This is a genomic window from Vibrio phycocola (assembly GCF_054404255.1).
Genome location: NZ_JBTAMQ010000001.1, coordinates 624,719 through 649,252, shown reverse-complemented (window position 1 = coordinate 649,252; position 24,534 = coordinate 624,719). Strand labels below are relative to the sequence as shown.

Here is a 24,534-nt window from a genome sequence, read left to right as displayed (position 1 = left end):
TCTTTAAATCGATTGAGGCCATCTAGGCTTTATTCGTTTGTTTAATTTGATTAATTCGGTTGGTTGTTGCTGCACCCGGTAGTATTGGCAGCAATTTGATCAGCAGGATGTACCCCACAATTTCAATAGCAACAAGTCCGAAAGAAAGCAGTATTTCTTCTAAAGATGGGAAGTACTGATAACCTTGCCCCGGATGATAAGCAACGATGGCCAAGTCAATTCGGTACATAGCAGCACCGACTAAAAGACTCAATGCAGCTAAAAATAACAGCCCGCCGTTATCTCTAATCCGTTTTACCAAGATGACTGGCCAAGCGATCAATACAAGTTCTGCAATATATAGCCAACTGTAGATATCGCCTTCAAAAACATAATCCCACTTATGAGCGATATTGGTGGAATGAAGACGTAAAATGATAAACATCCCGACCAATACTTGAATAAATGAGATTAACTTATTCATCAATGGACGTTCATCAGGCATACGATCTTTGAGCCCAGCGGCAACGAGTGCACCTTCGAATATCACAATGGAACAGCCCATAATCAGAGCGCCAAGCAATGAGAAGATCGGCAAGAACTCATAACTTTGCCACAAAGGATGAATTTTATGGCCTGCGGAAACGAAGAGAGATCCCATTGAAGACTGGTGCATCATTGGCAGCAAAGCCCCTAGCGCAATCACTGCAAATAAGAATTTATTCAATACGCGTAACGGAATCTTAAGCCCAAGTTTTTCGAGTAACGCGGGAGCAAATTCTAATCCAAGCACTAAGATATAAACCGTCATACACGCTGCCGTTTCAAACAGCACTGAGTTCACATTGAAATAACCGGGATGGTAGAAATAAGGCAGGTTCCACCAGCGTCCCATGTCCATCAGAATCGATAAACCACCCAACGCATATCCAAATAAACTCGCCAATAACGCCGGGCGAACTAACGCATGATATTCACCCTTGTTAAACACATAAACGATCCACGCAAGAGCCCAACCACCGCAGGCAAAGCCGGTTCCTACCAACAAATCAAAGCCGATCCAGATTCCCCAAGGATAGCCCCCATTTAAGTTGGTCACGTCTTCTAACCCGAGCACCATTCGTTTAATAATGATCAGAAAACATACGAAGGCGAAAAATCCAAAAAAGATGACGGGGCGAGTGAGCAAACGTCCACCTAACGGATTTATTTTATGATGATCACTCATGATGATCCTCCTTGTTACCGTTATCTAGCGTCTTATCTTCTCCCGGCTCTTTATACATATTCTTCCGGGTTAGATACATAAGCCCCATTAACGCAGTAAACGGCAACATCATTCCTTGATAGAGAGTATGTTGAATTGTTTCGGAACGCGCACCGTAAGCTTGTTTAGGCAAATCTGGTAAATCTAACGCATCGGGTTTTCTCGCGGTTAATGCCAATACCTGAGTGCCACCACCTTCAAATTCACCATAAACGTTATCGTAGTAGCTCGGGATCGCTTTTTTATGTTCTAGACCCGCGGAAAGTGTCTCGCGTGGATACTCATAAATATCGCCGGGTTTCATCATCAAGCGTCTTTTTGCCTCTGATAAAAGCTCTTCACGCGTTCCATAAATAATGGCTCCAGTCGGACACACTTCAACGCACCCAGGCAGTAATCCATTGTCGATACGCTCTACGCCCGGTTGATTACACAGTTCGCATTTCTGGATTTGACCAAAGGGGTCGTGATATTCATATTTGGGAACATTATATGGACAGGCAACCATGCAATAGCGACAGCCAGTACAGATATCGGGATCATTCGAAACAATGCCAGTAACGGGATCTTTAGTCATCGCCGACACTGGGCAAACCGATACACAGTTTGGATCGACGCAGTGCATGCATTGACGTTTAATATAAGAATAACCATTGGTTGGATCGTCTTTGACCGAGCCATCTCCACAGTCATAGCGACGAATAACGTTTAACGCATAAGGCGACAGGTTGGCATTCATCTCCCACTGCTCTGCACCACCATCAGGGCTAGGCTGCATATGATTGACGTCTTTACATTTAACAACACACGCCTGACAGCCAATGCACAGCGTCGAGTCATACAGCATTCCGACTGCATTAGGCAAAGGAGGATGGGATTCACGAGCACTTGTCGGTGCGCTGGTAGCAATCACCGCGCCACTCGCAGCGAGCTTTAGAAAGTCTCTTCGTTCCATTAGAACTCCTCTTCTTTCGGAGCAGCAGGAGCAGAAGATGAATATGCTCGCTTCCTCTGTTGGCGAGTCATTTCTCTTGCGGTAACCAAGCTAACACCAGCTGCAAGGCCGGCAATACCACCTAAAATAGCGGTTGCAGTCGGGGTCGGTCCTGTTCCAACCACCACATCAACCTCAGGAAGCGCTTCTGGAGGCGTAGCCAATGTCACATTCGCCAGTTCATGAATGCCTTTACTAAAGCCGACATTTTCTTCGTTACAACCAATACATGGATGTCCGATTCCAACCGGCCAGATTCCACCGCCAATGTCACAAAACTCAAGCGATGGGCAGTTTCCATAAGTCTCTGGCCCTTTACAGCCTAACTTATACAAGCAATAGCCCTGACGATGTCCTTCATCACCGAACTCTTTGGCAAAACGGCCAGCATCAAAATGAGGTCGGCGTTCACAGTTTTCGTGTATAAGTCGGCCATAAGCAAACTCTGGTCGATTTTTATTATCCAACCCTGGCAGGCGATTAAAGGTAATTAGGTGTGCGACAGTCGCTAAGAAGTTATGTGGATTCGGTGGGCACCCTGGAATATTAACAACGGTTTTGCCGGGTAAAATATCTTGAAGTGAACGCGCGTCGGTTGGATTTACACCAATTGACGGCACTCCACCCCAAGCAGAACAAGACCCTATCGCAATAATCGCAGCGGCGTGTTCCGCTGCTTCTTCGATATGTTTAAGGATTGGTTTACCTGCAACCATGCAATAGACACCGTCATCTTTTGTCGGAATCGAACCATCGACCACCAACACATATTCGCCTTTGTATTGTTCTATTGCGCGGTGTTTATTCTCTTCAACCTGATGACCAGCTGCCGCCGAAAGTACCTCGTGATATTCCAGTGAAATCATATCGAGTATTAGGTTTTCAACCGTCGGGTGAGTAGAGCGAAGCAAGGACTCAGTACATCCCGTACACTCTTGAGCACCAATCCAAATTACTGGAGGTCTTTTATTACTCACGAGAGCATCAGCAACTTTTTGAGCCGCAGACGCATTATGAATTCCCATAGTAGCCGCGAGACCAGCACAAAATTTCATAAACGAGCGACGCGTTATTCCGTTACTCTCAAGGGTATCGTAGCCATCCATAACTGATGCTCCTGTACGTAATTAAATTAAATAGTTTTAGTGATTTACAGACAAGTATTGAGAAATGCTTTTCAACAGGGGCATTAGTATGGTTATTTATAAATAATATAAAGTGGTCATGGTCATATTATTAATTAGTAATTCAATGCACATATCAAAATCTATTTCCCTTATATAAGACGCTAATAATAATCACGATATGAACTAATTATTCATTGCTTAATATTAATTAAAAGATAATAAGTAATGATTATGATAACGATTATCAACATGGTCGTTAAGAGTCGAAAAATTATTAAATAATAGTTTCAAAATAGATTTTGATATAACCAAATATATATTTTCAACAATAACATTAAAACATTTTATATAAGTGAAATGTAATTACGTTATTAAAAAATAAGTTTTTATAACATTAAAATTATAAGAAGGGCTAAGAATATCTATAAAATAGAAGACAATGTAAAAAATGGATGAGATATATTATTATTCTCATCCATCAACATTAAAAATACTAAGATGTTATGAATTAAGCATTAAATAAGATAGCCACACTTAAATTGAATTTCCTTCAACATAACGAGCAACAATGTTGCGATCATCTCCGGTATAAATAAACCGCTCTAGCCTATCTTCTAACGAATACCATTCAGCGGTAAAATCATCATCTTCAATCACCAAAGCATCAAGTGCATAACCTTGTTCAAAACTCCCAGTTTTGCCGAAGAACTCACCACCACCTTTCGTTCCTAAATAAAACCCTTCAGCTATAGAAAGCGGGCGATCTTCAGGATGCTCTAGACTGTACAATTTCGATAATTGAATAGCTCGAGTAATGGCTTCGTTCATACCCAGTTTGTGTCCACCCGCTATATCGCTGCCCAAACCGAGTTTCATCCCCATTTCTAGATATTGTCTAACCGGCATGATGCCACTGCGCACATTGATATTTGAATCAGGGCAATGGACTAAGAACACCTTGTTTTTCTTAGCAAGTTCGATCTCTTTATCGTCGAGATAAATGGCATGGGCCATCAGCGTCGGTGTTTGTCCAAATAACTGGTGCTTATGATAAACATCGGAGTAGCTTTCTGCATCTTCGAATAGTTCTTTAACCCAGTTGACTTCATCTAGATTCTCACTCAAATGAGATTGCACTGGTAAATTATGTTTTAACGCCAGTTCACCTAACCGTTTAAGTAACTCTGGTGTCGACGTTGGCGCAAAGCGTGGCGTGATAATCGGCTTCACTAACGCCTCGTCTTTGTACTTCTCGATTAAGTACTCTGTTCCTGTTATCGAGTCCTCAATTGTCTCAATGATAAATTCTGGCGCGTTGGTATCCATATTGACTTTCCCGACCAAGGCTCCGACACCCCGGTCCCTTAACGCGTCAAATAGAATCTCCGTACCTTCAGTTGAAGAAGAAGCAAATATACACGACCTTAATGTCCCACTCGCGACTAGCTTATCAGCAAAGCGAGCATAAATTTTTCGTGCAAATTCGGGATCCTGATATTCCTTCTCTAGCTTAAACGTATAATCATTTAACCATTGCAGTAACTGGTGAGTCATTCCAATACCGCATTGCGGAAATTGAGCTGCATGTAAATGTAAGTCGACAAAACCTGGGATAATCAACCGATTACCATAATCTATCACCACATCATCGTTATGCTCTTGTGGAAGCTCGCGATAAATTCCTTTAATGACGCCATCGATCGCAACAATATAGCTTTCTGGATAGACATCAAACTTATCTGCGATTGCGGTATAGAGAATGTTTCCCTTTAGAATTGTAGTGTTTTTCATTGATTACTCTCCCTACCAATAAGGAACTATAGTGAAGTTCCAACAAACTAAAATCCTTTTCGACCCTCCAGAATATCGCGACTCCTCAACAATCAAAACAGTTTTTCGTGATTGAATGCAAATATCTTGTCCGAGGTGACGAACTAGGCAATGCCTTGGTCTTTTGGGTTGAGCATTTCTTTCGTATTTATATTGTTAGAGTGTATTAGGCGAACGACGTCAAAAGAAACGTAAGGTAGGCAGAGGTGAGGAATTCGCTCGATAAAACAGGATAAAGATATTTCCTTATCCTGTATCAACGGGTATCAGAGAGTCTAGCGTTTAATAACCGACTCCTGCCGATTGTACATTGTCAGGATCGAAAGCGTGACAAGGTGTTACTGCATGTACTGCGCCGCACTCCGGACATTGCGCTTCAAATGTCTCCATCTCAAACTGAGTACGGCAGCCTTTGCAATCCAAGGTCATCGCTATTGGCATCGATTGTTCAGAAAACCCCATCATTCTAACTTTATCTACAACTGCTTTGCCGTCTTCAAATTCTGCAGAACATCCATCGTGCATCTTAATTTCCTCTAGTTATCATTGTTATCTATTAGGGTCAGCGACTCACCAAATCGTAATTGGTTGCGATATCCCATTAGTGTTTGATCAAGCTTCTCAAGTGTTCCGAGTAGTTGACGCTCTTGGTCCGAAGTATCGAGTACACGCGCGATACCACCATTTTTTATCACCAATCGACGGTCAGCCATAAGCGCCAAAATAGGATCATGGGTTGCCATCAGCACAATTTTGTCTTCAGCCAGCAGCAGTTTTAACGCTCGCTTACGATCGATTCCAGCGTTTTCAATTTCATCAATCAACACAATCGGTGTCCGGCTTAAAATCGCGGTATCTGCAATCATCAGTGCCCGAGATTGTCCGCCCGATAAACTGGTAATTGGAGTTTCCGGCGTGAACGGTTCACCCGCGAGATCGTTTGCTTCTGCTATGATGCGGTCGACTATTTCATCCGCGTCTTGCACTAAACGGCTTGCAGCATGAAGCGACACAAATTCTCGGACTTCTAAATCCATAACAAAATTCATATTTTGCGATAGTTGAGCGACCAATTTCTTAGTTGTGGAGAATCGCCAAGAGTGATCAGGAATATCGCCGTTGATGAGTATTCTTCTTCCCGTCGGGGTATCCGCCTGAGCGACCCATTCAATATCCCCCAATAACCGGCTCTTACCAGAACCCGTTGGGCCCACAATAGAGACGATTTCGCCGCTTTTAATGGTTAGCGAGGTAAAGCCTTCATCGGTACCAGATTTATCGGTTCCAGCCAGTAAGGTAATTGAGCGCACGTCATCATCTTGACCTAAAAACTGAAGCATTTGATTGATAAAGCCCGTCATCTGGTCAATCAAAACATTTGGATCGATTGCTCTATCCTCCTGCTCAATCTCGTCAAATTGATTCAAATACTCCAACACTGTGCGTTGTTCATCGTCATTTAGTTTTAGCTGGTTATCACTGAAAAACGTGGTCAGAAATGGGTAATCGAATAACAACGACGCAACACTTCGATGTTCTACTTGAGTACGTTCAATCATGAGTTGTCTTCCATATCAATTTTACGCACATTACCCATCTGATAACTGTCACCAATGCGAGTTTCACCAAGGCAATATGAACAAAGTGCCGACGGCATAGTAAATCGAAGCTCACTACCTACAACCGTTGTTACACTTTGTTCGCTATGGAGTAACGTGCTTAGCTCAAAACAACCTTGACCGGTTAAGCCATTAATATTCATGATTGTCGCGGCTGGGTTCACCAAGTTTACTTTGGACGCAAACACCTCCCGTTCAGCCTGACTCACAATATCGCCCTTAGTAATCACAACAATGTCGGCTGATTTCAGCATTGGCCCAATTTTTTTGGGTGTGTTGATTCCACTTAGGTTGTCGATCACGCATACCGCTTTGATTTCTTTGACATAAGGAGAGCACCGATTACATAGGCCAGCAGATTCACTGATCAGTAAATCCATCTCTTGTGATAATCCCCATTTGACGATTTCTTCAATATTGCTGACAAAGTAATGGTCGGGACACATAGACCCGGACAGCCCTTTTTTGACTGGAATCCCAGCTTTTTTATACACCAAATCATCATCGGTATAGAGGCAGTCAAATTTAACCACACCAATGTTTAAACCTTTCGCTTTCAATGCGTTTGCGGTTTTAACAATGACTGCGGTTTTGCCCGAGGACGGTGGACCCGATACAGTGACTAAATTCACTTACAACACCCTCCGCTATTACAATTCTTCTGCCCACTTGCACCACTTTCCGCTGTAAATAACGTTTCACAGTGCCTGATAAGTGACGAGAGATCGTTTTGTTCGATATAATCCCACCCCAGCCACATAAATGGATGCGCTTCCGGCAGCACATTCGTAACCTTCGGATGAGTACTCGGAAACAACCCTTGGCCGGCGAGCAAGTCACCCACATCTTCTGAAGCAAATAATTCGACAATATCTTTAAGCTGCTCGGCTTTCTCAGACTTCGCCAGCATAAAAATAGGACTGATGATTGCACCATCCTGTGGCCATACCGCTTGCAGTGGTCCGTCGCCTTTCACCATTTTTGAAAAGAAATAAGGCATGATAGTAATTGCCGGCTTGCGCTGTTTACGCCGTTCACTTCTTACCATTTCTGCAGGGTGCATTGACTCAAGTAAACTGCGACCTAACGCACGTACACCATCATCGCCATACATTTTGTGAATATTTAATAAAATCGCATTAAACAGGTCGAAATCGGATACCGGAAGAGAGACGCTGTTTTCAAACTGTGGGTCTAGAAGGTCAGCCCATGAAGAAGGCATTGGTCTGTCACCAAGCTCTGCGGTGTTGATTAGAAACAGCGCTGGTACAACTGCAAGTATGGAATAGTGTTTTTTGGGATCTTTAATATTTAATCCCGAAAAGTCAGAATTGTAGTCATCAATCCCAGTCAAGTCTGCAAACATGCCTTGCTGTCGATAGCGACCGAAACGTTGCTGGTCGAAAAACATGTCAAACCCCGCCGACAGAAACAAATCCGGCAGTAAGTCGGGATCATTAACGCCATCGATATTCTTCTGAACCCAATCTAGCCCCATAGATGCCGCTTTGAGTTCGTGTTTTATCTCTGGCTGGCCTGATTCTTGGCGTTGTTTTAAAAACGAATTCCATTTTTCCATCAATTGAATTCTTATCGGACAAGGTAAGATACCGACTACGTTCAACGAACTTGCACCTGCCGCACTGGTTTTATTCTCAATCAACGTAACATCGCTTTCATTTGAATTACTTGAGATGGCTTCTTCCAATAAACCCGTAAACGCATCGAGGTCCATTTTCTTCATCATCACCGCGTTGGCTAAAGAAATACTCTTGCCCATACTGGTACGCATCACTTGATCATTCATTTGCGGAAAACCATTCGACACAAACACAGCAATGGTTTCTGGGTAACGATCGGTAATCTCGAATAAGGTACTTTGTTTATCTATCATTTGGCTTATGTCCGTATGTCAGCAGCTGAGTTCAATTCAGTAATCGTTGTCTTTTTCAATGTGTTATAGACTTGCAGGTTTAGCTTGTGAATACGGTCATCAAACATACAATTATTAAATGGACAACTCGTCCGCCCTAACGGACAACTGTTCATTTTTATTTTTGTTTGAAATACCTCATAGACATCGAGAAAACTTACATCGCTAGGTGATACGGTCAGCGCAAAACCACCAGATGGACCCCGCGTCGAACTTACCCAACCAGCTTTATGTAATGTTCCAAACACTTTTGCTAGGTGCGCTTCAGAAGCAGAAAGTCGCATTGCGGCGTACTTTACACTGACGCGTTTCGGAGCCATTTCCGCGAGCAATCCCAGTCCATGAATTGCCAAAGATGTGCCTTCAGAGATGTTAACTAAACTATTCACACCTACCTCTATGTATTTAGGTATTTAGGTATTTAGGTATTCGAATACCTAATTAGAAAGCAACGCAAACAACACGACAACGCCTAATATTGGTAATTAACTTTCTCTTTTTGATCGCTTCTCAGCGCGGGACAGACGATAGAAATTTAATGAAATGACGTGACATAGTGACGATAAGAAGTATCTGTAACAATAAACCGAACAAAAGAGAGCATTCTTTTATCCGGTTTATCCATTTTTTAATGTAGCATTAAGCCAGCTCAGGCCACTTGTCGAATGGCTGTTTGGTTAATACCATTTCGCCATTTTCACCTTTTTGGATGTTGATCCAAGCTTGCCAATTTTCATAATCCACCTCTGGATAATCTAAGCGGTAGTGACTACAACGGCTTTCAGTTCTCATCATCGACGCTCTTAGTTTCATTTCAGCGGTATGAATCATATTCTTGGTTTCATGAGCCAATCTTAGTTGGTGACGATCTTCTGCCAACAACATTGGTGCATGATGCTCTTTCAATTCTTCAATATAAGCAAGCGCGCCTTGCATCATGCGTTCTTTCTTAATATAGAGCACAAAGTTCGGAATCATCACGCCTTGTAATACTTGTGTTACCCAAGCTGGGCTGTACCCTCTCTCCCTTTTGAGTGGAGCAAGAATTTCGTCATTGATCTTGGTTTTATTTGCATCACTAGCGACCATTTGTTCGATGGCTTTACTTGCCTTCGCAGCCGCTTCTCCAGCCATAGCACCTTGAACACAAGAACCCGCTGACGAGCCTCCTATCTGAGTATAAATACCACCTGACATATATGAGCCTAAGGCATCACCTGCCGCATAAAGTCCCGGAATAGAACTTAAGCCGGTTTCATCAATAGGGACGATACCTTCTGCTTTGTGAATCGCCATACCTGCAGTCGATCCCCCAACTTGCTCACCACCCATGCCTGGAGGCCCCTCTTGAGGCGGTTCTCCAAACATAGCTAACAAGCTAGCAATACCCGGAGGTGGTCCCCCCATGCCTGGCAAACTCTTATCAGCGAATGCTTCTGGGGTATATGGTCCTTCACTTGGAGCCGCTACCGCCTGCGCCGCCTCCCCTGGCTTAGGCGGTGGTCCCATAACAATTGGAGCCCCTTTTGTATACGCTTCATAGTTCGAATCAACACCTAGGTGATGTTTAACCACAACACCATTAAGCTGAGGTTTATCTTCAAACAATCCATGCCAGTTATCATAACTAGACCCTGAGTTTTCTGATGAACCTGGGTGACCATCATTCCATTCTTTACCCGTCACAACTGCGCCAATATCATAAGCCATAATGGTGCCGTCGTGAGTCAGGTCGCACATTGGGAAGCCATTTGGTTTAAAGCCTCCAGAACCGGTGCAAAGTACTACGGTTTTCGCATTAAAGAATATGACTTTGTTCTCATCCATACTGAAGCCAGCAGCGCCGACGACGCGACCCTTCTCTTTCATTAAGTGGGTAATCATCACGCGTTCTTGAAGAGGGATATCGCGCTCGTTTATTGGCTTAGAGAACGACTTATTATACAAAGGAGAATCAAAATAGCCCCACGATTTCAGCTCTTCAGCTCTGGCTTGTGAATGCTCTGCTAACTGACGAGTAAATACCGGGTTATTAGTTTGAATCGATGATTCCGACACTTGCGCGACAAACTCATCAATGCTTATTTCGGCATTGGACTTATCATAAGTAAAAAAGCCTTTCGCAAATGGCGTTAAACCTGAACTGCCTAAGCGCCCTTTCGACACCATCATAACTTTGGCGCCGGCGTCGTGTGCTTTGACCGCGGCGAACAGACCTGCAAAGCCACCACCGATAACGAGCACGTCAGTTTCATGGTTCTCTTGAGTGTAATCTTCTACCTTGATTGTGGGCTTATTTTCTACTGGCCGACCTGCTGCAAAAGCTGAAGATGCAAGCATTGAAGCACCAATTACGCCACCGGCAACACCAATAAACTGGCGTCTAGATATTTTTGTTTTATCACTCATGTTACTACCTCCAAGAAACCATAACGGGTAATGTTTTTTCAGGAGTGATGGTTATCGCCCCCACTGGACAATACAGTCTGCATAAATGACAGATCTGACAATCTTCCGGATAAGTGATCACGGCGACTTTCTTGTTCTCGTCAAACTGAATAACATCTGTTGGACAACTTTCAACACAGGTCTTACACCCTATGCAACCTGATATTTGACTAATTGGCATATCGTTTCCTCAAAAACCTGTATTTAAAATGAGATCTGTTCGAAGTGAATGTCTGCGGTAGGAATGCCGCTTGCTTCAAGACTTTTCTGTACCGATGCAATCATGCCTTCAGGACCACATAGATACACACTGTGATTGGTTCCATTTATCGTTTGAAGGACGGATTGGATACATTCCTGATCAACAAAACCTTTGCGAACATCGGGTTCATCACCGACCTCCATACACACCAGTTGTTGACTAAAGTCGGGCATCTCTGATTCCAGTTTCTTAACCTCATCCTGTAGCGACATCTGTTGATAATCACCATTACCGTAAATCAGACGTATCGGACGTGGATCTTTATTCGCGGCAAGTTCGCTTAATAGACTTAACATTGGTCCGATCCCCGCCCCTCCTGCGATAAGAACGATGGAATCTGCATCTTTGCTTTCATTTAAACCCATGCTTCCGTATGGGCCATCAACAAACACTTCTTGACCAATAGATAGCGTGTTGAGCTGAGATGTATAATCACCTAGTTCTCTGATCACCATTGAAAAGCGAGGAAGTTCATCGGTGCTTGATGCGATTGAAAATGGGTGGTCATTCAAGTTGAACACTGAACTTTCAGTATTAATCCACACGAACTGTCCTGCCTCAAAAGAGAAATCGTCGTTGCTATTTTTCTCTAATACAACCTTCCAATCTCTACTACTGACTTTCTTTATGTCGACTAAGGTAAACGGCTTAGCCAGAATCATGCGTTTCTTAGTAATATGGTTGTAAGCCACGAGTAGCACTGAAGAAACACAAAGTAACCACCAAATCGCATTAAACGCACCGCTAAATTGACCATGACTGCCCACGGTGGTGATGTGTAAAGTAGCTAAAACGGCAATGACAACAAAGCCGACTAAGTGAGTCAGGCGCCAGGTTTCGTAGCTCATTCTAAGGCGATTCTTAAATACAGCTGTGAGTACCCATAAAATCATTGCAACCCATGCAATAAGACCTGTTAGCATCTGCGGTGCAACAACGATCTCAATAACGCTTCGAATGCCATCATCGACAGACTGAAAGAATTTTGGGGCTAAAATAAACAAAGGGTGAAGAAAGAAGAAAATCCCAATCCACTGACCAACTTTTTTATGCTTGGACATGCTCCAATCAATATTTGCGAATAATGAGATTTGTTTTACACGGCTACCCAAAGGGAACTGTACGAAAAACGCCATCATGAAGATGACATTAAAAATACTGATCGCACTTAAGTAGAAACCTTTTCCATCCATGTCGAGAGATAAAGTAACAAGAAATGGAATGACTAATAAAATAGCGTATAACGCAAGCAGCTTCTTATGCTTAATATGCAATTTAAAACGACTCGGCTTGGGTTTAGAGGTATCTAAAGAGATTGCTTCTGTATTCATCTGTTGTTTCCATGTGTCAAAGTGAATAAATATTCCGATTAGATTAAGTGACCTTTTTATATATCGGCTTTTAATGTTGCGTAAAAACGCACTTATCCGATTACATAGAAACGCTAAGTCATCAAGGGTTAACGATCGGTTTAGTTTAGATAAAACCACAAAATATATAAGTGAAATATGATCTGGATTTCATTAAATGAAAAAATTGCTAAATGAATACGATAAATAAAAGGTATATCCAGCTTCCTTAGAAGCTATATATATTCGTAATAAGAATTATTTAAATTAACAATCTAAAAAATCTATTTAACTTTAATTAAATGTCTTCACTACAGGCAAACAAACATCTTTTGAATTAAGCAAAAAACATTCATTAGAGTAATTAATTTATCACTTGGATATTTCGTCGAGTCATGGGTAACGGTGTGGGTTGCTGGATAGTGTTTTAACTAAGTTAGCATTTATATGAATCTAAGATGGTATCGCGCATTTAACGTGCTATGTTTATAAAGTAGCTTTTGAACTAACGAGTCGGGTATGATGAACTTAAGAAAACATTTTGGGCTCATTTTCATTCTGGTTTCTCTTACGACGAGTGTCGCATTTTTATTTTACTCGGTAGAAGAGTGGCAGCAGGTAAAAGAGGAATCGGCAAAATACCAACATTCTCATTTAACCCTATTTACCGATTCTACATCAGCATTTTTCTCTCAGATTTCCTCAAGCTTCGATCTATTGGGCGAGCATCTCATTTCAATTGAACTTACAGAAGATGACTTTCATTACCCTTTGATTGACAAACTAGTGCAACAACACTCTTGGATCAAAGCGCTTTCCGTAATGACGATGGATGGTACATTTATCGCCGCGAGCTCAAACTTCACTCCTCATCATCCCGACCGAAATAAAGACAATCCGCTTCAATTATTTAGACAAAGCAAATTACCCAACGGCACGATCATGAAGCGTAGTCACGTAAGTTTAGTCGAAGGCGCTACGGAGTCCGTCATCCCTTTTGGACGATATGTTGGTCGAATCAAGGACAGTAACACTCCCCTATTAGCCGTAACATCAGGGATTGTATTTGAAAATATGCCGCTATTTTTTGAAAAAATAGGTAATGAAGCGTACCACTCTTATGAAATAATTAGAGAAGACCAATATTTACAGTTTTCTATACGATCCATCTATTCTGATTTATCCAAAAAAGTCCCTGAGTCGTATTTCAATCAAATTTCTAGTCATAATTCATTCAATCGACACCAAACGGAAATTACAACCGTAACGAAAGACGGCAAATCGTATCAAGCGGTAATATTTTTTATGCCAGAACTACGCCTGTGGTTTGTTTCTACAATTCCAACCTCACAGTTAGTTGCAACCTATGCTAAAAAACAATTGCCACTCACCTTCGGTATTATTGGTTTGCTTATCATATTTTATGGTTTGACTCGATATATAAATCGTATAGAAGCCAGAAATGAGGACACTCTATTACATCAACTCGAGCACGATCACATCACCTATCTACCTAACCGAGTCTACTTGAAAAACAATTTGAATGATTGGTTAGCAACCCATAAAGTGGCAACGCTTTATTATATCGATGTGGATAAATTCAAAGATATAAATGAAGGCTTTGGTTACTCCGTAGGTGACACTCTTCTGATAAAAATTGCACAGAGGCTCATGTCTGAAGCGGGAAAAGATGCGTTAGTTGTTCGGGAGTATGCCAATAGATTTTTGCTAATCACACCTGATATTGGAGAACACTCGCCAGTGAGTTATGGTGATTCCTTACAAGCCATACTCACCGAACCGTATTTACTCGAATCATCTCACATTTCCATTACGGCAAGTGTCGGTATTGTGTCTTACCCAGAACACGGCGAAGACTATCACGATTTGATGATGTCGGCTGACATCGCTTTATCGGACGCCAAGAAGTCTCGAAATTCCGTAACATCACTCTCCTCAAGTATTTTAGCGCGTTATCAATCTCGAGTTCAGATCGGAAAACTATTACGTGGAGCCATTGAGGAAAACCTTCCTTTTATGGTTTTTCAACCTCAGATTAACCGTCATGGACAAGTTCAATCGTTAGAATCCCTTGCCAGATGGAAAGATGAACAATTTGGAATGATTGCTCCGGACAAGTTTATCCATGTAGCGGAAGTCACTGGGCAAATGAATGATTTAGGCTTCCTCATCATCGATAAGTCATTTAGAGACTTTTCCTATATTCAAGAGCATGTATCTAGCCCATTATCGTTGTCACTTAATGTATCAATACAGCAGTTGTCGGATAAACGATTTCTGCGCTTCATTGTTGATGGTATGACGAAGTATGGTATTAGTGGTTCATCCATCATTGTTGAGGTGACAGAGTCTATTTTTATCGACGACAATCAACATATCAGACCGGTTTGTAAGCAACTTGAGTTCTATGGGATAAGGCTGTCACTAGATGATTTTGGGACCGGTTATTCCTCTTTATCGGTACTTAAGAAGCTCGAGATTAGCGAGCTCAAAATTGACCGTTCTTTTGTTATGACCATGACGAATGAACAAAAGTCGTTATCACTTGTGCAAACCATCTTGAAACTCGCCAAACAACTTAATATGAAAAGTGTCGCGGAAGGTGTCGAAACCAAGGAGCAATACGAAATTCTAAAACAATGCGATTGCGACCTATTTCAAGGATATTATTTTGCTAAACCAATGAACGCTGATGAAACAATCCACTTCATCAACAGTTTTAATGACCAATCGTAAAGCGATTCCATGTAATTAGATCTAACAAGTCGTTCACTCCCTCCTATTCTGTAAAGTTTCCGTACAAGTATAAGCGATTAAGGTAGCGTGTTAACAGCTACCTCTCTACTCACTATTTATCTAAACCCACACCACTAAACTATTTTTCCTACCGCAGTCCGACATTTGAAAGATTCATTGGTACAAAACCTGAGAGGGTTTCTACTCGTTCTAGCCACTCTTCTACTCGTGGAAAATCCGCCAAATTAATTCCGCCTTCAGGAGCTAACTTGGTATAGGAATAAAATGCCAGATCCGCAATTGTAGGAACATCACCCACCAACCATTCTCGGTTCTTCAGATACCCTTGCAGTTCAGTGAACAGTTTATTGGCTTGCTCAGTTAACGTTTCTCTATCAAGGTCACGATCAAATAGATTTGCCCAGCGCAATTTAGCGACATTACCAGCTAAACGATTCGCGGCTAATGAAAGAAACTGTTCAATATGCGCACGCTCGACTGGAGACTGAGGAAGCCACGTCTGCTGTTCGTCATAAACGCTGGCCAAATATACCAATATCGCATTTGAATCAAAAATAACCGCTTCGCCATCCACTAACACTGGAACCTGACCAAAAGGATTCAGCGCCAAAAATTCAGGTTGTTGCTGTTCGCCGGCGAGTAAGTCTACCTCAATCAATTCAAAATCTAATTCGAGCATACTCAACAACATATGGGCTCGGTGTGCATGCCCAGACATCGGGTGCCAATACAGTTTTATCATTGTATTTTCCTGTTTAATTATCTAGTGACTATTAAAGTACAACTTGCCATGAATAAAAACCCCGCTACTATGGAATGATAATTTCCAAATTGTTGATAATCTATGGACACTATTGATGGGATGAGAACAATGGTTGCGGTAATTGAAACCGGCTCATTCACTGCTGCTGCGGAGCGTTTAGGTATTTCAAAATCGCTGACGTCTAAATACGTTAATCAAGTCGAGAAACAGATCGGGGCTAAACTGTTCAATCGAACCACTCGTAAGTTGTCTATTGAACAAGCGGGTAAGCAATATTACCTTCAAGCACAGCAGGTATTATTGCAAGTCGATAAATTGTATAGCCAACTCGATTTAAGTCATAACATCGCTTCTGGGCCATTACGTGTCACGGCTTCTCAAGGTTTTGCAGAGGAGTTACTAAGCCCAATAATTCCCGAATTTCATCATCGTTATCCCGACGTAGAGATCGATATTATCGTTACCAATCAAAAACTCGATTTGGTGGAAAACGCAATTGATATTGCATTTCGCGCCAGTGAGCTCGACGATTCTAGCCTTAACTGTCGTAAGATTATGACAACTCAGAGTTCATTATATGCCGCACCTGAACTGGCGCAGTTGTGTCAAAGCGACCTTGATCTAGCGCAACTCCCATGTCTTATCGATAACAACCTTCACCCTACCGCTCGGTGGCCTATTACCTCTTGTTTAAATCAACATTCTGAAATAACAACCATGGCTGTACGCAGTGTATTTCGGAGTAATAACCCACGCCTGATCCGACAATTGACGTTATCTGAGATGGGAGTCAGCTATCAATCCGATATTATCGCGGCGCGCTATGTTAAATCTGGTCGTCTACAAAAGTTAGATATTGGCTTTGAACCATTGCATTTCCCCATAAATGCTCTGTTCCGAGGTGGAGACTATCAACCGAAGAGAGTACGAGTATTTCTTGATTTTGTGGTTGAAAAACTGAGTAAAAAGCCATCTTAAATACCTATTTAAGATGGCTTAAATTAAATCAATGTCACGGATATTTTTATGCTTGAAATAAATTTAGATATTCGCCGTAGCCTTCTTTCTCTAACTGATCAGCAGGTACAAAGCGCAGAGAAGCAGAGTTCATGCAATAGCGTAATCCCGTCGGCTTTGGGCCATCCTCGAACACATGTCCTAAGTGAGAATCTCCAAAGCGACTTCTCACCTCAGTTCTTGGATAAAACAGTTTGTAATCGGTTGTCGTGACGACATACGCTTCATTAAGAGGCTTAGTAAAACTTGGCCAACCGGTTCCCGATTTGTACTTGTCTGTTGAAGAAAATAACGGCTCACCTGTCACGATATCAACATAGATACCCGCCTCTTTATTATCCCAATAAAGATTGTCAAACGGACGCTCGGTTGCGTCATTTTGAGTTACCTCATACTGTAAAGAAGTCAGCGACTTACGAATCTCGTTGTCGGTTGGTTTAGTGTATTGCTTTACCGCTGATGATTGATTTTTTTGATCGATCATTTGACGCAATGTCACTGGGTTTTTAATGCGATCTTCGCCAAATAAATCATCTAGGTATTGGTCGCGTCCTGAAGCATGACGGTAGTACTTATAACGAATACTGCTCTTCTTATAGTAATCCTGATGGTACTCTTCAGCAGGGAAAAACTCGGTATATTCGATCAGTTCAGTGGCGATTGGATCTGGGTAGATCTTAGCTGCATCGACATCTTGAATGAACTGCTCTGCAATCGCTTTTTGTTCCGCGTTATGATAGAAAATTGCAGGACGATATTGAGGACCACGGTCAACAAAAGAACCGTCACCATCAGTAGGATTCATATGTCTAAATAGGTAATCAATAACTTGTTCATAACTTAATACATCACCGTCATAGGTGACTTGAATAACTTCGATATGTCCAGACTTTCCTGATGATACCTGCTTGTAAGTCGCGGTTTCTTCGCTCCCTCCAGCATATCCTGAGACAACAGTGGAAACACCTTCAAGCTTTTCAAAGTCGGACTCGGTACACCAGAAACAGCCGCCCGCGATTGTCGCAACTTGGCTATCTTTTGGCATAGCATTACTACTTTCCGCGTTTGCTGATCGATCCGGCATAACAGCTAAAACCAGTATTGGCAATAATGCTCCGAAAGAGAACAGCCATTTAGATAATTGCTTCATGTTGATTTCCTTAAACCAAGGTTTCTGTTTATGTACTTAGTTAGACGTGCTTAAAACAAGAATATTACATAAAATTGAAAAATATTTTGAATTCACTTCACCCGAGACTAACATTCGCGATCACAGCAAGTATAACGGGCTACATTTTTTGACATTTATGGTGGGTTTATTGGAGTTTTAGTAACATTTAGATCAACGTATCTAAGTCGACACCAGAAAAGGTTTTGTTCTCTTCCATTACAACGTAACTATTAATTGTCGCTGAATAGTCCTTACTGCTGATTAACCTATCGTTTATCGCCAAATACGCCGCCATATCACGACAAATAATTTTCAGTATGAGATCAGATTCCCCACTTACCGTATAGTATTCAACCACTTCGGGAATTGATTCAACGAGCGCTTTAAATGATTGAAACTCTTGATAGGTATGGTTCTTTAAGTTGACACTGGTAATACAGGTTACAAAGCGGCATACAGAGTGAAGGTTTATTTTTGCGTGATAGCCACTAATCACCCCCTCTTCCTCGAGACTCCTAAGCCGAAGTAAACAAGAACTTGGAGCAAGATCGACCTGTCGCGCAAGCTCTTGATTGGTGACACGACCGTTTTTTTGTAGTATTTCGATAATTTTATAATCTATTTTATCTAGTTTTTTCATTAAGTTATCTTTCTACGTTCATTAATGACGTATCACTACATCGGTGGTTTATCCTATTTTAACCTTACAATCCTAAATTAATTAAATCCAGTTTCTTTGATTCGCTATTTTAACAATGCCATTGTCATGACCGTAAAATGCAAGCTTTAAGCAGGAACATGACAGCATTTCACATTCTTTATTTATTACAACTCTACATTGATCGCACTAGAATAGTGCTTACGCGCACCATCACTACTCAAAATAGTTTGAATAAGTCGCAATCCCGTTTCACTTCACAAAATCATGTAAATTTATTTTTGCATTTAATTTCATCAAATCGTTTAAACGCGAATTTAATTTCAGCATTTTCTTCTCCATCGCATAAAGTTCAATTGTACGCATTGTTTTTTTAACTTAATGAATCAGCAACTATTTTTGGCACAGTCCCTGCTCTAGCAATACCAATATTTTGAATTCATACTACAAACTCATAGGGAAAGATCAGTGTTGATATTCCATTAGAAACGGTTTTCATCAGCGCTAATTTAAATGATTTGTTAATACCAATTTAAGAGGCACAGTCATGGTACAGGAAGTAACTCGAAGCGATTTTGATCAATATTTGGTCCCTACTTATTCACCTGCTCCATTCATTCCTGTGAAAGGTGAAGGATCAATCATTACCGATCAACAAGGAAAAGAGTACATCGACTTTACCGCGGGTATTGCAGTTAATGTCCTAGGGCATAACCATCCAAAACTAAAACAAGCCCTCATTTCTCAAGCCGACAGTATTTGGCACCTTGGCAATGGTTACACTAATGAACCAGTGTTGACCCTAGCTAAAAAGTTAGTTGAAAACACCTTTGCGGATAAAGTTTTCTTCTGCAATTCCGGTGCTGAAGCGAATGAAGCTGCACTTAAATTAGCTCGTAAATATGGCAATGATAAGTACGGTGAAACCAAAAATGAAATCGTTGCCTTCAAGAGTGGTTTTCATGGTCGTACCCTGTTCACCGTCAGTGCGGGCGGACAGCCTAAATATTCACAAGATTTCGCGCCATTACCGGGTGGGATTAACCACGTTCCATTTAACGATTTGGAAGCAGCTAAAACCGCAATAAATTCGAATACGTGTGCGGTAATCGTAGAGCCCGTTCAAGGTGAAGGCGGCGTCGTTCCTGCTGACCCAACATTCTTACAAGGACTACGCGAGTTATGCGACCAGCATGACGCGCTATTGATATTCGATGAAGTACAAACTGGTGTCGGTCGTACTGGACACCTTTACGCCTACATGCACTATGGTGTCGTACCAGATGTTTTGTCTTCCGCTAAAGCACTAGGTGGTGGTTTTCCAATCGGAGCGCTTCTAACAACTGACAAATTAGCGTCCACTTTATCGGTTGGGACTCATGGCACAACATACGGAGGCAACCCTCTTGCTTCTGCGGTGGCTAATGCCGTTATTGATGAAGTCAATCAACCTGGATTTCTACAAGGAGTCATCGAGCGCCAAGATTACTTCTTCTCTCGTCTCAACGAAATTAATCAATCGCGAAATGTCTTCAAAGATATACGTGGAGTCGGCTTATTGATTGGTTGCGAACTCGTTGAAGAACACAAGGGCAAGTCTAAGGAAATTTCTAACCTTGTTGCTGAGCAAGGCGTGATGATGCTAATTGCGGGACCAGATATCCTGAGATTCGCTCCGGCACTCAACATTCCTTTATCTGACATCGAAGCGGGATTAGCACGATTCACCACAGCGTTAGACCTGTGGCTAGGGAGCGCACAACAATGATCGTTCTGCGACCTGCACAGCCAAGTGATATCTGTTACCTAGAACGGTTCGCCAATGCTAGTGGGCCACTCGTTTCTACGCTTCCAGAAAGTCATACCCATCTTTTGGGCAAGGTAGAGCAATCGAAGCAATCTTTTGCCAAAGCCGTGACCGCGCCAAGCAATGAGTCGTATCTTTTTGTATTAGAAGATTCAAGCACTGGGCGGCTTCTTGGTACGGGCGGTATCAATGCCCTAGCTGGAAATCAGGCACCATTTTATTCATATCGGACAGAATTCAAAATTCACGCTTCTCGAAAGCTCAACGTAAACAATCGAGTTAAAGCGTTAATCCTTAATCATGATCTCAGCGACCATTCTCAGCTCTGCTCATTTTATATCGATCCTGAATTCGCCGAAAGCCTTTACCCATCGGTAATTACCTTAGGGCGTTTACTCTATATGTCAGTCGCTCCACAGCGGTTTTCTGACCAATGGATGGCGGTGTTACCCGGTATTTTTGATGAGCACGGTGCTGCGCCATTTTGGGAACATGTTGGCCGTAAATTCTGTGATATTGACTACAGTCAGGTCGAATATTACAACAGTACGCGTGAAAAGACGTTCATCGTTGAAATGATGCCTTACCACCCGCTGTATGTGACGCTAATGCACAATGAAGCGCAAGACGTCATTGGGTTAATCCATGAGCGTGCTGCTCTACAGAATACGCTGCTGACTGAACAGGGGTTTGGCCCAGACAACTACGTCGAAATTTTTGATGCGGGGGCAATTCTAACTGCCCGCCGTAAAGATATTTTATTAACTCAACAAACGAAATTAGTTCAGTTAGTAAGCAATGAAAAGTCCGACACGCCAAAGACATTTATGGTCGGTATCAAGGATGAAGATGGATTTAAATCCTATTTGATTAATGGCGTGCTTGAAGGCGACCAACTTCACATTTGTTCTGATGATCTAACCGAACTTAAACTTCCAGTCGGAACAATGGTGCATGCCGTTGCGCTTACTGATTTTCCACACAATCAGGTGAGGAACTAACATCATGATGTTCATACGCCCGATAGAGAAACGAGATACGCAAACCCTTTTACAGATGGCTGAAGTGACCGGCACTGGTTTTACCTCGTTACCCCATGATGAAAAACACATCACTAATCGGATCGATCGAATGCTGGCAACTCAGCAAGGAACAGCTCCACTCTGTGACCAAGGGTATTTATTTGTTTTAGAAGATTCAGAAACCGGAGAAATGGTTGGTGTAAGTGCCATAGAAGTCGCAATAGGCCTTGGTGACCCGTGGTACACCTTCCACATAGGGACTCAAGTACACGCTTCAAAAGATCTCGGGATCTACCGAAAGATGAAAAAGCTAAGCCTAAGCAATGATCATACGGGACATAGCGAGCTTTGTACTCTGTTTCTAAACCCCGACTATCGTAAGAATAAAAATGGCCATCTGCTGTCAAAATGCCGCTTTTTATTCATTGCTGCGTTTAAAGAACTGTTCTCAAACAAACTTTTTGCTGAAATGCGTGGATATACCGATGAACAAGGTAACTCCCCTCTTTGGGAAGGATTCGGTAAACACTTCTTTAATCTTTCATTTGACGAAGTGGACTATCAAACCGGAATAGGAAATAAATCCTTTATTGCTGAGCTAATGCCAAAGCACGCTATTTATATCGATTTCTTAAGTGAAGCCGCGCAACAAGTGATAGGTGAAGTTCATACCAACACGATTCCCGCTCGGAAGATTCTCGAGAGCGAAGGACTGCGCCATGAAGGATACGTCGATATCTTTGATGGAGGTCCAACTCTCGAAGCCTACACCGATGACCTACGCATCGTAAGAAAAAGTGAATTACGACGCGTCTCAATTGTGGCAAATGAATCAAGCGACACACAATCGGCAGGTAAGCAAACGCTATTAATCGGGAATGAACAATACCTAACATTTCGCGCCATTATCGGTGAGCCCGCTATCGATGACGAATATATTTATCTGACCTCAGAGCAAGCAGATGTCCTCAATGTAAGTAATCAAGACTCAATACGCGTCGTCCCATTATTTGAAAAGGAAAAAGAATTATGAGCACTCTCACTCACTTTATTAATGGAAGCTGGCTTTCAGGTACTGGCGAGCACTTAGACAAAACTAACCCTAGTTCTAATGCCGTTCTTTGGTCTGGTAATGCTGCGTCTGAGCAAGAAGTTGACTTAGCGGTAGTAGCGGCACGAGCCGCATTTCCTAGTTGGGCTAAGCAAGATTTAGAAGACCGAATCAAGGTTTTGGAAACCTTCTCGCAAAACCTGTCTAATGATGCGGAACGTGTTAGTCGAGTAATCGCACAAGAAACCGGTAAACCGGAATGGGAAGCAAAAACCGAAGTTCAAGCCATGATAAACAAGGTTAAAATTTCTATTCAGGCTTTTCACGAACGTACTGGAATCAAAATAACCCCAACCCCAGATGGTCAAGCGGTATTGAGGCATCGTCCACACGGTGTATTAGCAGTATTTGGTCCATACAATTTCCCGGGCCACCTTCCGAATGGTCATATAGTACCAGCGTTACTTGCGGGTAACTGTGTCGTGTTCAAAGCCAGCGAACTGACTCCTTGGACCGCCCAAGTTACCTTAGAGATTTGGCAAAAGTCAGGATTACCTAATGGCGTAATCAACTTAATCCAAGGCGCTAAGGAAACTGGAATTGCACTCTCTAATCATAGTGACATTGATGGGCTTCTTTTCACAGGAAGCGCAGGGACAGGTTACCAACTTCATCGTCAGCTCGCAGGACAACCGGAAAAAATTCTCGCTCTGGAAATGGGTGGAAATAACGCACTGATCATCGATAGCTATGATGACTTAGATGCCGCAGTCAACATCACCATTCAATCCGCCTATATGAGTGCCGGACAACGCTGTACTTGTGCTCGCCGTTTACTTGTTCCTAAGGGGGAAGAAGGAGATCAATTCATCGATCGCCTTGTCGAAGTCTCTGGCGATATTTCCGTAGGTAAATGGGACGCAACGCCAGCGCCTTTCATGGGCGCTGTCATTTCTAATCAAGCAGCGGATACGCTTCTGGCCGCTCAAGATTCTCTGTGCGCTCTTGGTGGTACGTCATTACTTAAGATGAATCGCGTAGAAGAAGGCGCAGCGATGTTGTCTCCAGCGATTATCGATGTAACCAACGTGGATAAGCTACCCGACGAAGAATACTTCGGTCCATTATTGACGGTAATTCGTTACGAAGAATTTAACCAAGCCATAAAGATCGCAAATCAAACCCGTTATGGACTTTCCATGGGGCTTATATCAACGCAACGCGATCTCTATGAGCAGTTATTAATTGAAGCTCGTGCTGGCATTGTTAATTGGAATAAGCCGCTTACTGGAGCTTCGAGTAACGCTCCATTTGGTGGAATCGGCGCATCTGGAAATCACAGAGCAAGTGCCTATTACGCCGCTGATTACTGTGCATGGCCGATGGCTTCGATGGAAAGCGAACGTATCCAGCGCCCAGAAACAAACCTCCCAGGTTTAAACTTTAACTAATTAATAAG

General features: G+C 42.3%; 21 protein-coding genes. 6 read left to right on the top strand and 15 right to left on the bottom strand.

Features of this window, described 5'->3' with window-relative positions:
* Positions 1-22: 22 nt before the first annotated feature.
* The 12 genes from hybB to ACXJY6_RS03085 form a co-directional block, all read right to left on the bottom strand.
* Entirely contained in the window at positions 23-1,207 is a 1,185-nt protein-coding gene (gene hybB / locus ACXJY6_RS03140; RefSeq protein ID WP_458767345.1) for a Ni/Fe-hydrogenase cytochrome b subunit, read from the bottom strand.
* Positions 1,200-2,201 (bottom strand): hydrogenase 2 operon protein HybA, encoded by a 1,002-nt coding sequence (gene hybA, locus ACXJY6_RS03135; protein ID WP_458767344.1) that lies wholly within the window; start codon positions 2,199-2,201, stop codon positions 1,200-1,202. The genes hybB and hybA overlap by 8 nt, the downstream gene beginning before the upstream one ends.
* Positions 2,201-3,346, bottom strand: coding sequence for a hydrogenase 2 small subunit (hybO, locus tag ACXJY6_RS03130; protein ID WP_456050501.1), 1,146 nt, complete (start codon positions 3,344-3,346; stop codon positions 2,201-2,203). Before hybO ends, hybA begins: the two co-directional genes overlap by 1 nt.
* Positions 3,347-3,901: 555 nt before the next feature.
* Positions 3,902-5,158: an amidohydrolase family protein gene (locus ACXJY6_RS03125; RefSeq protein WP_456050502.1), complete on the bottom strand. Its 1,257-nt coding sequence runs from the start codon at positions 5,156-5,158 to the stop codon at positions 3,902-3,904.
* Positions 5,159-5,479: 321 nt separating this feature from the next.
* Entirely contained in the window at positions 5,480-5,722 is a 243-nt protein-coding gene (locus tag ACXJY6_RS03120; protein WP_456050503.1) for a hypothetical protein, read from the bottom strand.
* An 11-nt stretch (positions 5,723-5,733) separates the two neighbouring features.
* Entirely contained in the window at positions 5,734-6,756 is a 1,023-nt protein-coding gene (locus ACXJY6_RS03115) for an ATP-binding cassette domain-containing protein (protein ID WP_458767343.1), read from the bottom strand.
* Complete coding sequence (locus ACXJY6_RS03110) at positions 6,753-7,448, bottom strand: GTP-binding protein (protein WP_456050505.1); 696 nt, start codon at positions 7,446-7,448, stop codon at positions 6,753-6,755. Before ACXJY6_RS03110 ends, ACXJY6_RS03115 begins: the two co-directional genes overlap by 4 nt.
* Positions 7,445-8,710, bottom strand: coding sequence for an ABC transporter substrate-binding protein (locus ACXJY6_RS03105; protein ID WP_458767342.1), 1,266 nt, complete (start codon positions 8,708-8,710; stop codon positions 7,445-7,447). Before ACXJY6_RS03105 ends, ACXJY6_RS03110 begins: the two co-directional genes overlap by 4 nt.
* 5 nt (positions 8,711-8,715) lie before the next feature.
* Entirely contained in the window at positions 8,716-9,138 is a 423-nt protein-coding gene (locus ACXJY6_RS03100; RefSeq protein ID WP_458767341.1) for an RrF2 family transcriptional regulator, read from the bottom strand.
* Positions 9,139-9,388: 250 nt separating this feature from the next.
* Positions 9,389-11,158 carry an FAD-binding protein gene (locus ACXJY6_RS03095; protein ID WP_456050509.1) on the bottom strand — a complete coding sequence of 590 codons (1,770 nt, stop codon included), beginning with the start codon at positions 11,156-11,158 and terminating at the stop codon, positions 9,389-9,391.
* Between the two features lie 4 nt (positions 11,159-11,162).
* On the bottom strand, positions 11,163-11,378 hold the full coding sequence (locus tag ACXJY6_RS03090; protein ID WP_456050510.1) for a 4Fe-4S dicluster domain-containing protein: 216 nt from the start codon (positions 11,376-11,378) through the stop codon (positions 11,163-11,165).
* Positions 11,379-11,401: 23 nt separating this feature from the next.
* Positions 11,402-12,790: a ferredoxin reductase family protein gene (locus tag ACXJY6_RS03085; protein ID WP_458767340.1), complete on the bottom strand. Its 1,389-nt coding sequence runs from the start codon at positions 12,788-12,790 to the stop codon at positions 11,402-11,404.
* Between the two features lie 537 nt (positions 12,791-13,327).
* On the opposite strand from ACXJY6_RS03085, the gene ACXJY6_RS03080 reads away from it, so the two are divergent.
* Positions 13,328-15,565: a putative bifunctional diguanylate cyclase/phosphodiesterase gene (locus ACXJY6_RS03080; protein WP_458767339.1), complete on the top strand. Its 2,238-nt coding sequence runs from the start codon at positions 13,328-13,330 to the stop codon at positions 15,563-15,565.
* Positions 15,566-15,713: 148 nt separating this feature from the next.
* Here the strand turns inward: ACXJY6_RS03080 and ACXJY6_RS03075 are convergent, their stop codons facing one another.
* Positions 15,714-16,328 carry a glutathione S-transferase family protein gene (locus tag ACXJY6_RS03075; protein ID WP_458767338.1) on the bottom strand — a complete coding sequence of 205 codons (615 nt, stop codon included), beginning with the start codon at positions 16,326-16,328 and terminating at the stop codon, positions 15,714-15,716.
* Positions 16,329-16,430: 102 nt separating this feature from the next.
* Here ACXJY6_RS03075 and ACXJY6_RS03070 point away from each other — a divergent pair, with 102 nt between their 5' ends.
* Positions 16,431-17,327 carry a LysR family transcriptional regulator gene (locus tag ACXJY6_RS03070; RefSeq protein ID WP_458767337.1) on the top strand — a complete coding sequence of 299 codons (897 nt, stop codon included), beginning with the start codon at positions 16,431-16,433 and terminating at the stop codon, positions 17,325-17,327.
* Between the two features lie 46 nt (positions 17,328-17,373).
* On the opposite strand, the gene msrB is transcribed toward ACXJY6_RS03070, so the two are convergent.
* Together msrB and ACXJY6_RS03060 are read right to left on the bottom strand one after the other, a co-directional pair.
* Positions 17,374-18,450 carry a peptide-methionine (R)-S-oxide reductase MsrB gene (gene msrB / locus ACXJY6_RS03065; RefSeq protein WP_458767425.1) on the bottom strand — a complete coding sequence of 359 codons (1,077 nt, stop codon included), beginning with the start codon at positions 18,448-18,450 and terminating at the stop codon, positions 17,374-17,376.
* Between the two features lie 253 nt (positions 18,451-18,703).
* Positions 18,704-19,177 carry an Lrp/AsnC family transcriptional regulator gene (locus tag ACXJY6_RS03060; protein WP_456050516.1) on the bottom strand — a complete coding sequence of 158 codons (474 nt, stop codon included), beginning with the start codon at positions 19,175-19,177 and terminating at the stop codon, positions 18,704-18,706.
* Positions 19,178-19,742: 565 nt separating this feature from the next.
* Here ACXJY6_RS03060 and ACXJY6_RS03055 point away from each other — a divergent pair.
* From ACXJY6_RS03055 to astD, 4 genes are read left to right on the top strand one after another with little or no spacing between them, the layout of a single operon-like run.
* The gene (locus ACXJY6_RS03055; RefSeq protein WP_458767336.1) at positions 19,743-20,963 is read left to right on the top strand and encodes a bifunctional succinylornithine transaminase/acetylornithine transaminase; all 1,221 of its coding nucleotides are present in this window, start codon (positions 19,743-19,745) and stop codon (positions 20,961-20,963) included.
* Positions 20,960-22,003, top strand: coding sequence for an arginine N-succinyltransferase (locus ACXJY6_RS03050; RefSeq protein ID WP_458767335.1), 1,044 nt, complete (start codon positions 20,960-20,962; stop codon positions 22,001-22,003). Before ACXJY6_RS03055 ends, ACXJY6_RS03050 begins: the two co-directional genes overlap by 4 nt.
* A 4-nt stretch (positions 22,004-22,007) precedes the next feature.
* Positions 22,008-23,057 (top strand): arginine N-succinyltransferase, encoded by a 1,050-nt coding sequence (astA, locus tag ACXJY6_RS03045; RefSeq protein ID WP_458767334.1) that lies wholly within the window; start codon positions 22,008-22,010, stop codon positions 23,055-23,057.
* Positions 23,054-24,526: a succinylglutamate-semialdehyde dehydrogenase gene (astD, locus tag ACXJY6_RS03040; RefSeq protein WP_458767333.1), complete on the top strand. Its 1,473-nt coding sequence runs from the start codon at positions 23,054-23,056 to the stop codon at positions 24,524-24,526. Before astA ends, astD begins: the two co-directional genes overlap by 4 nt.
* Positions 24,527-24,534 lie beyond the last annotated feature (8 nt).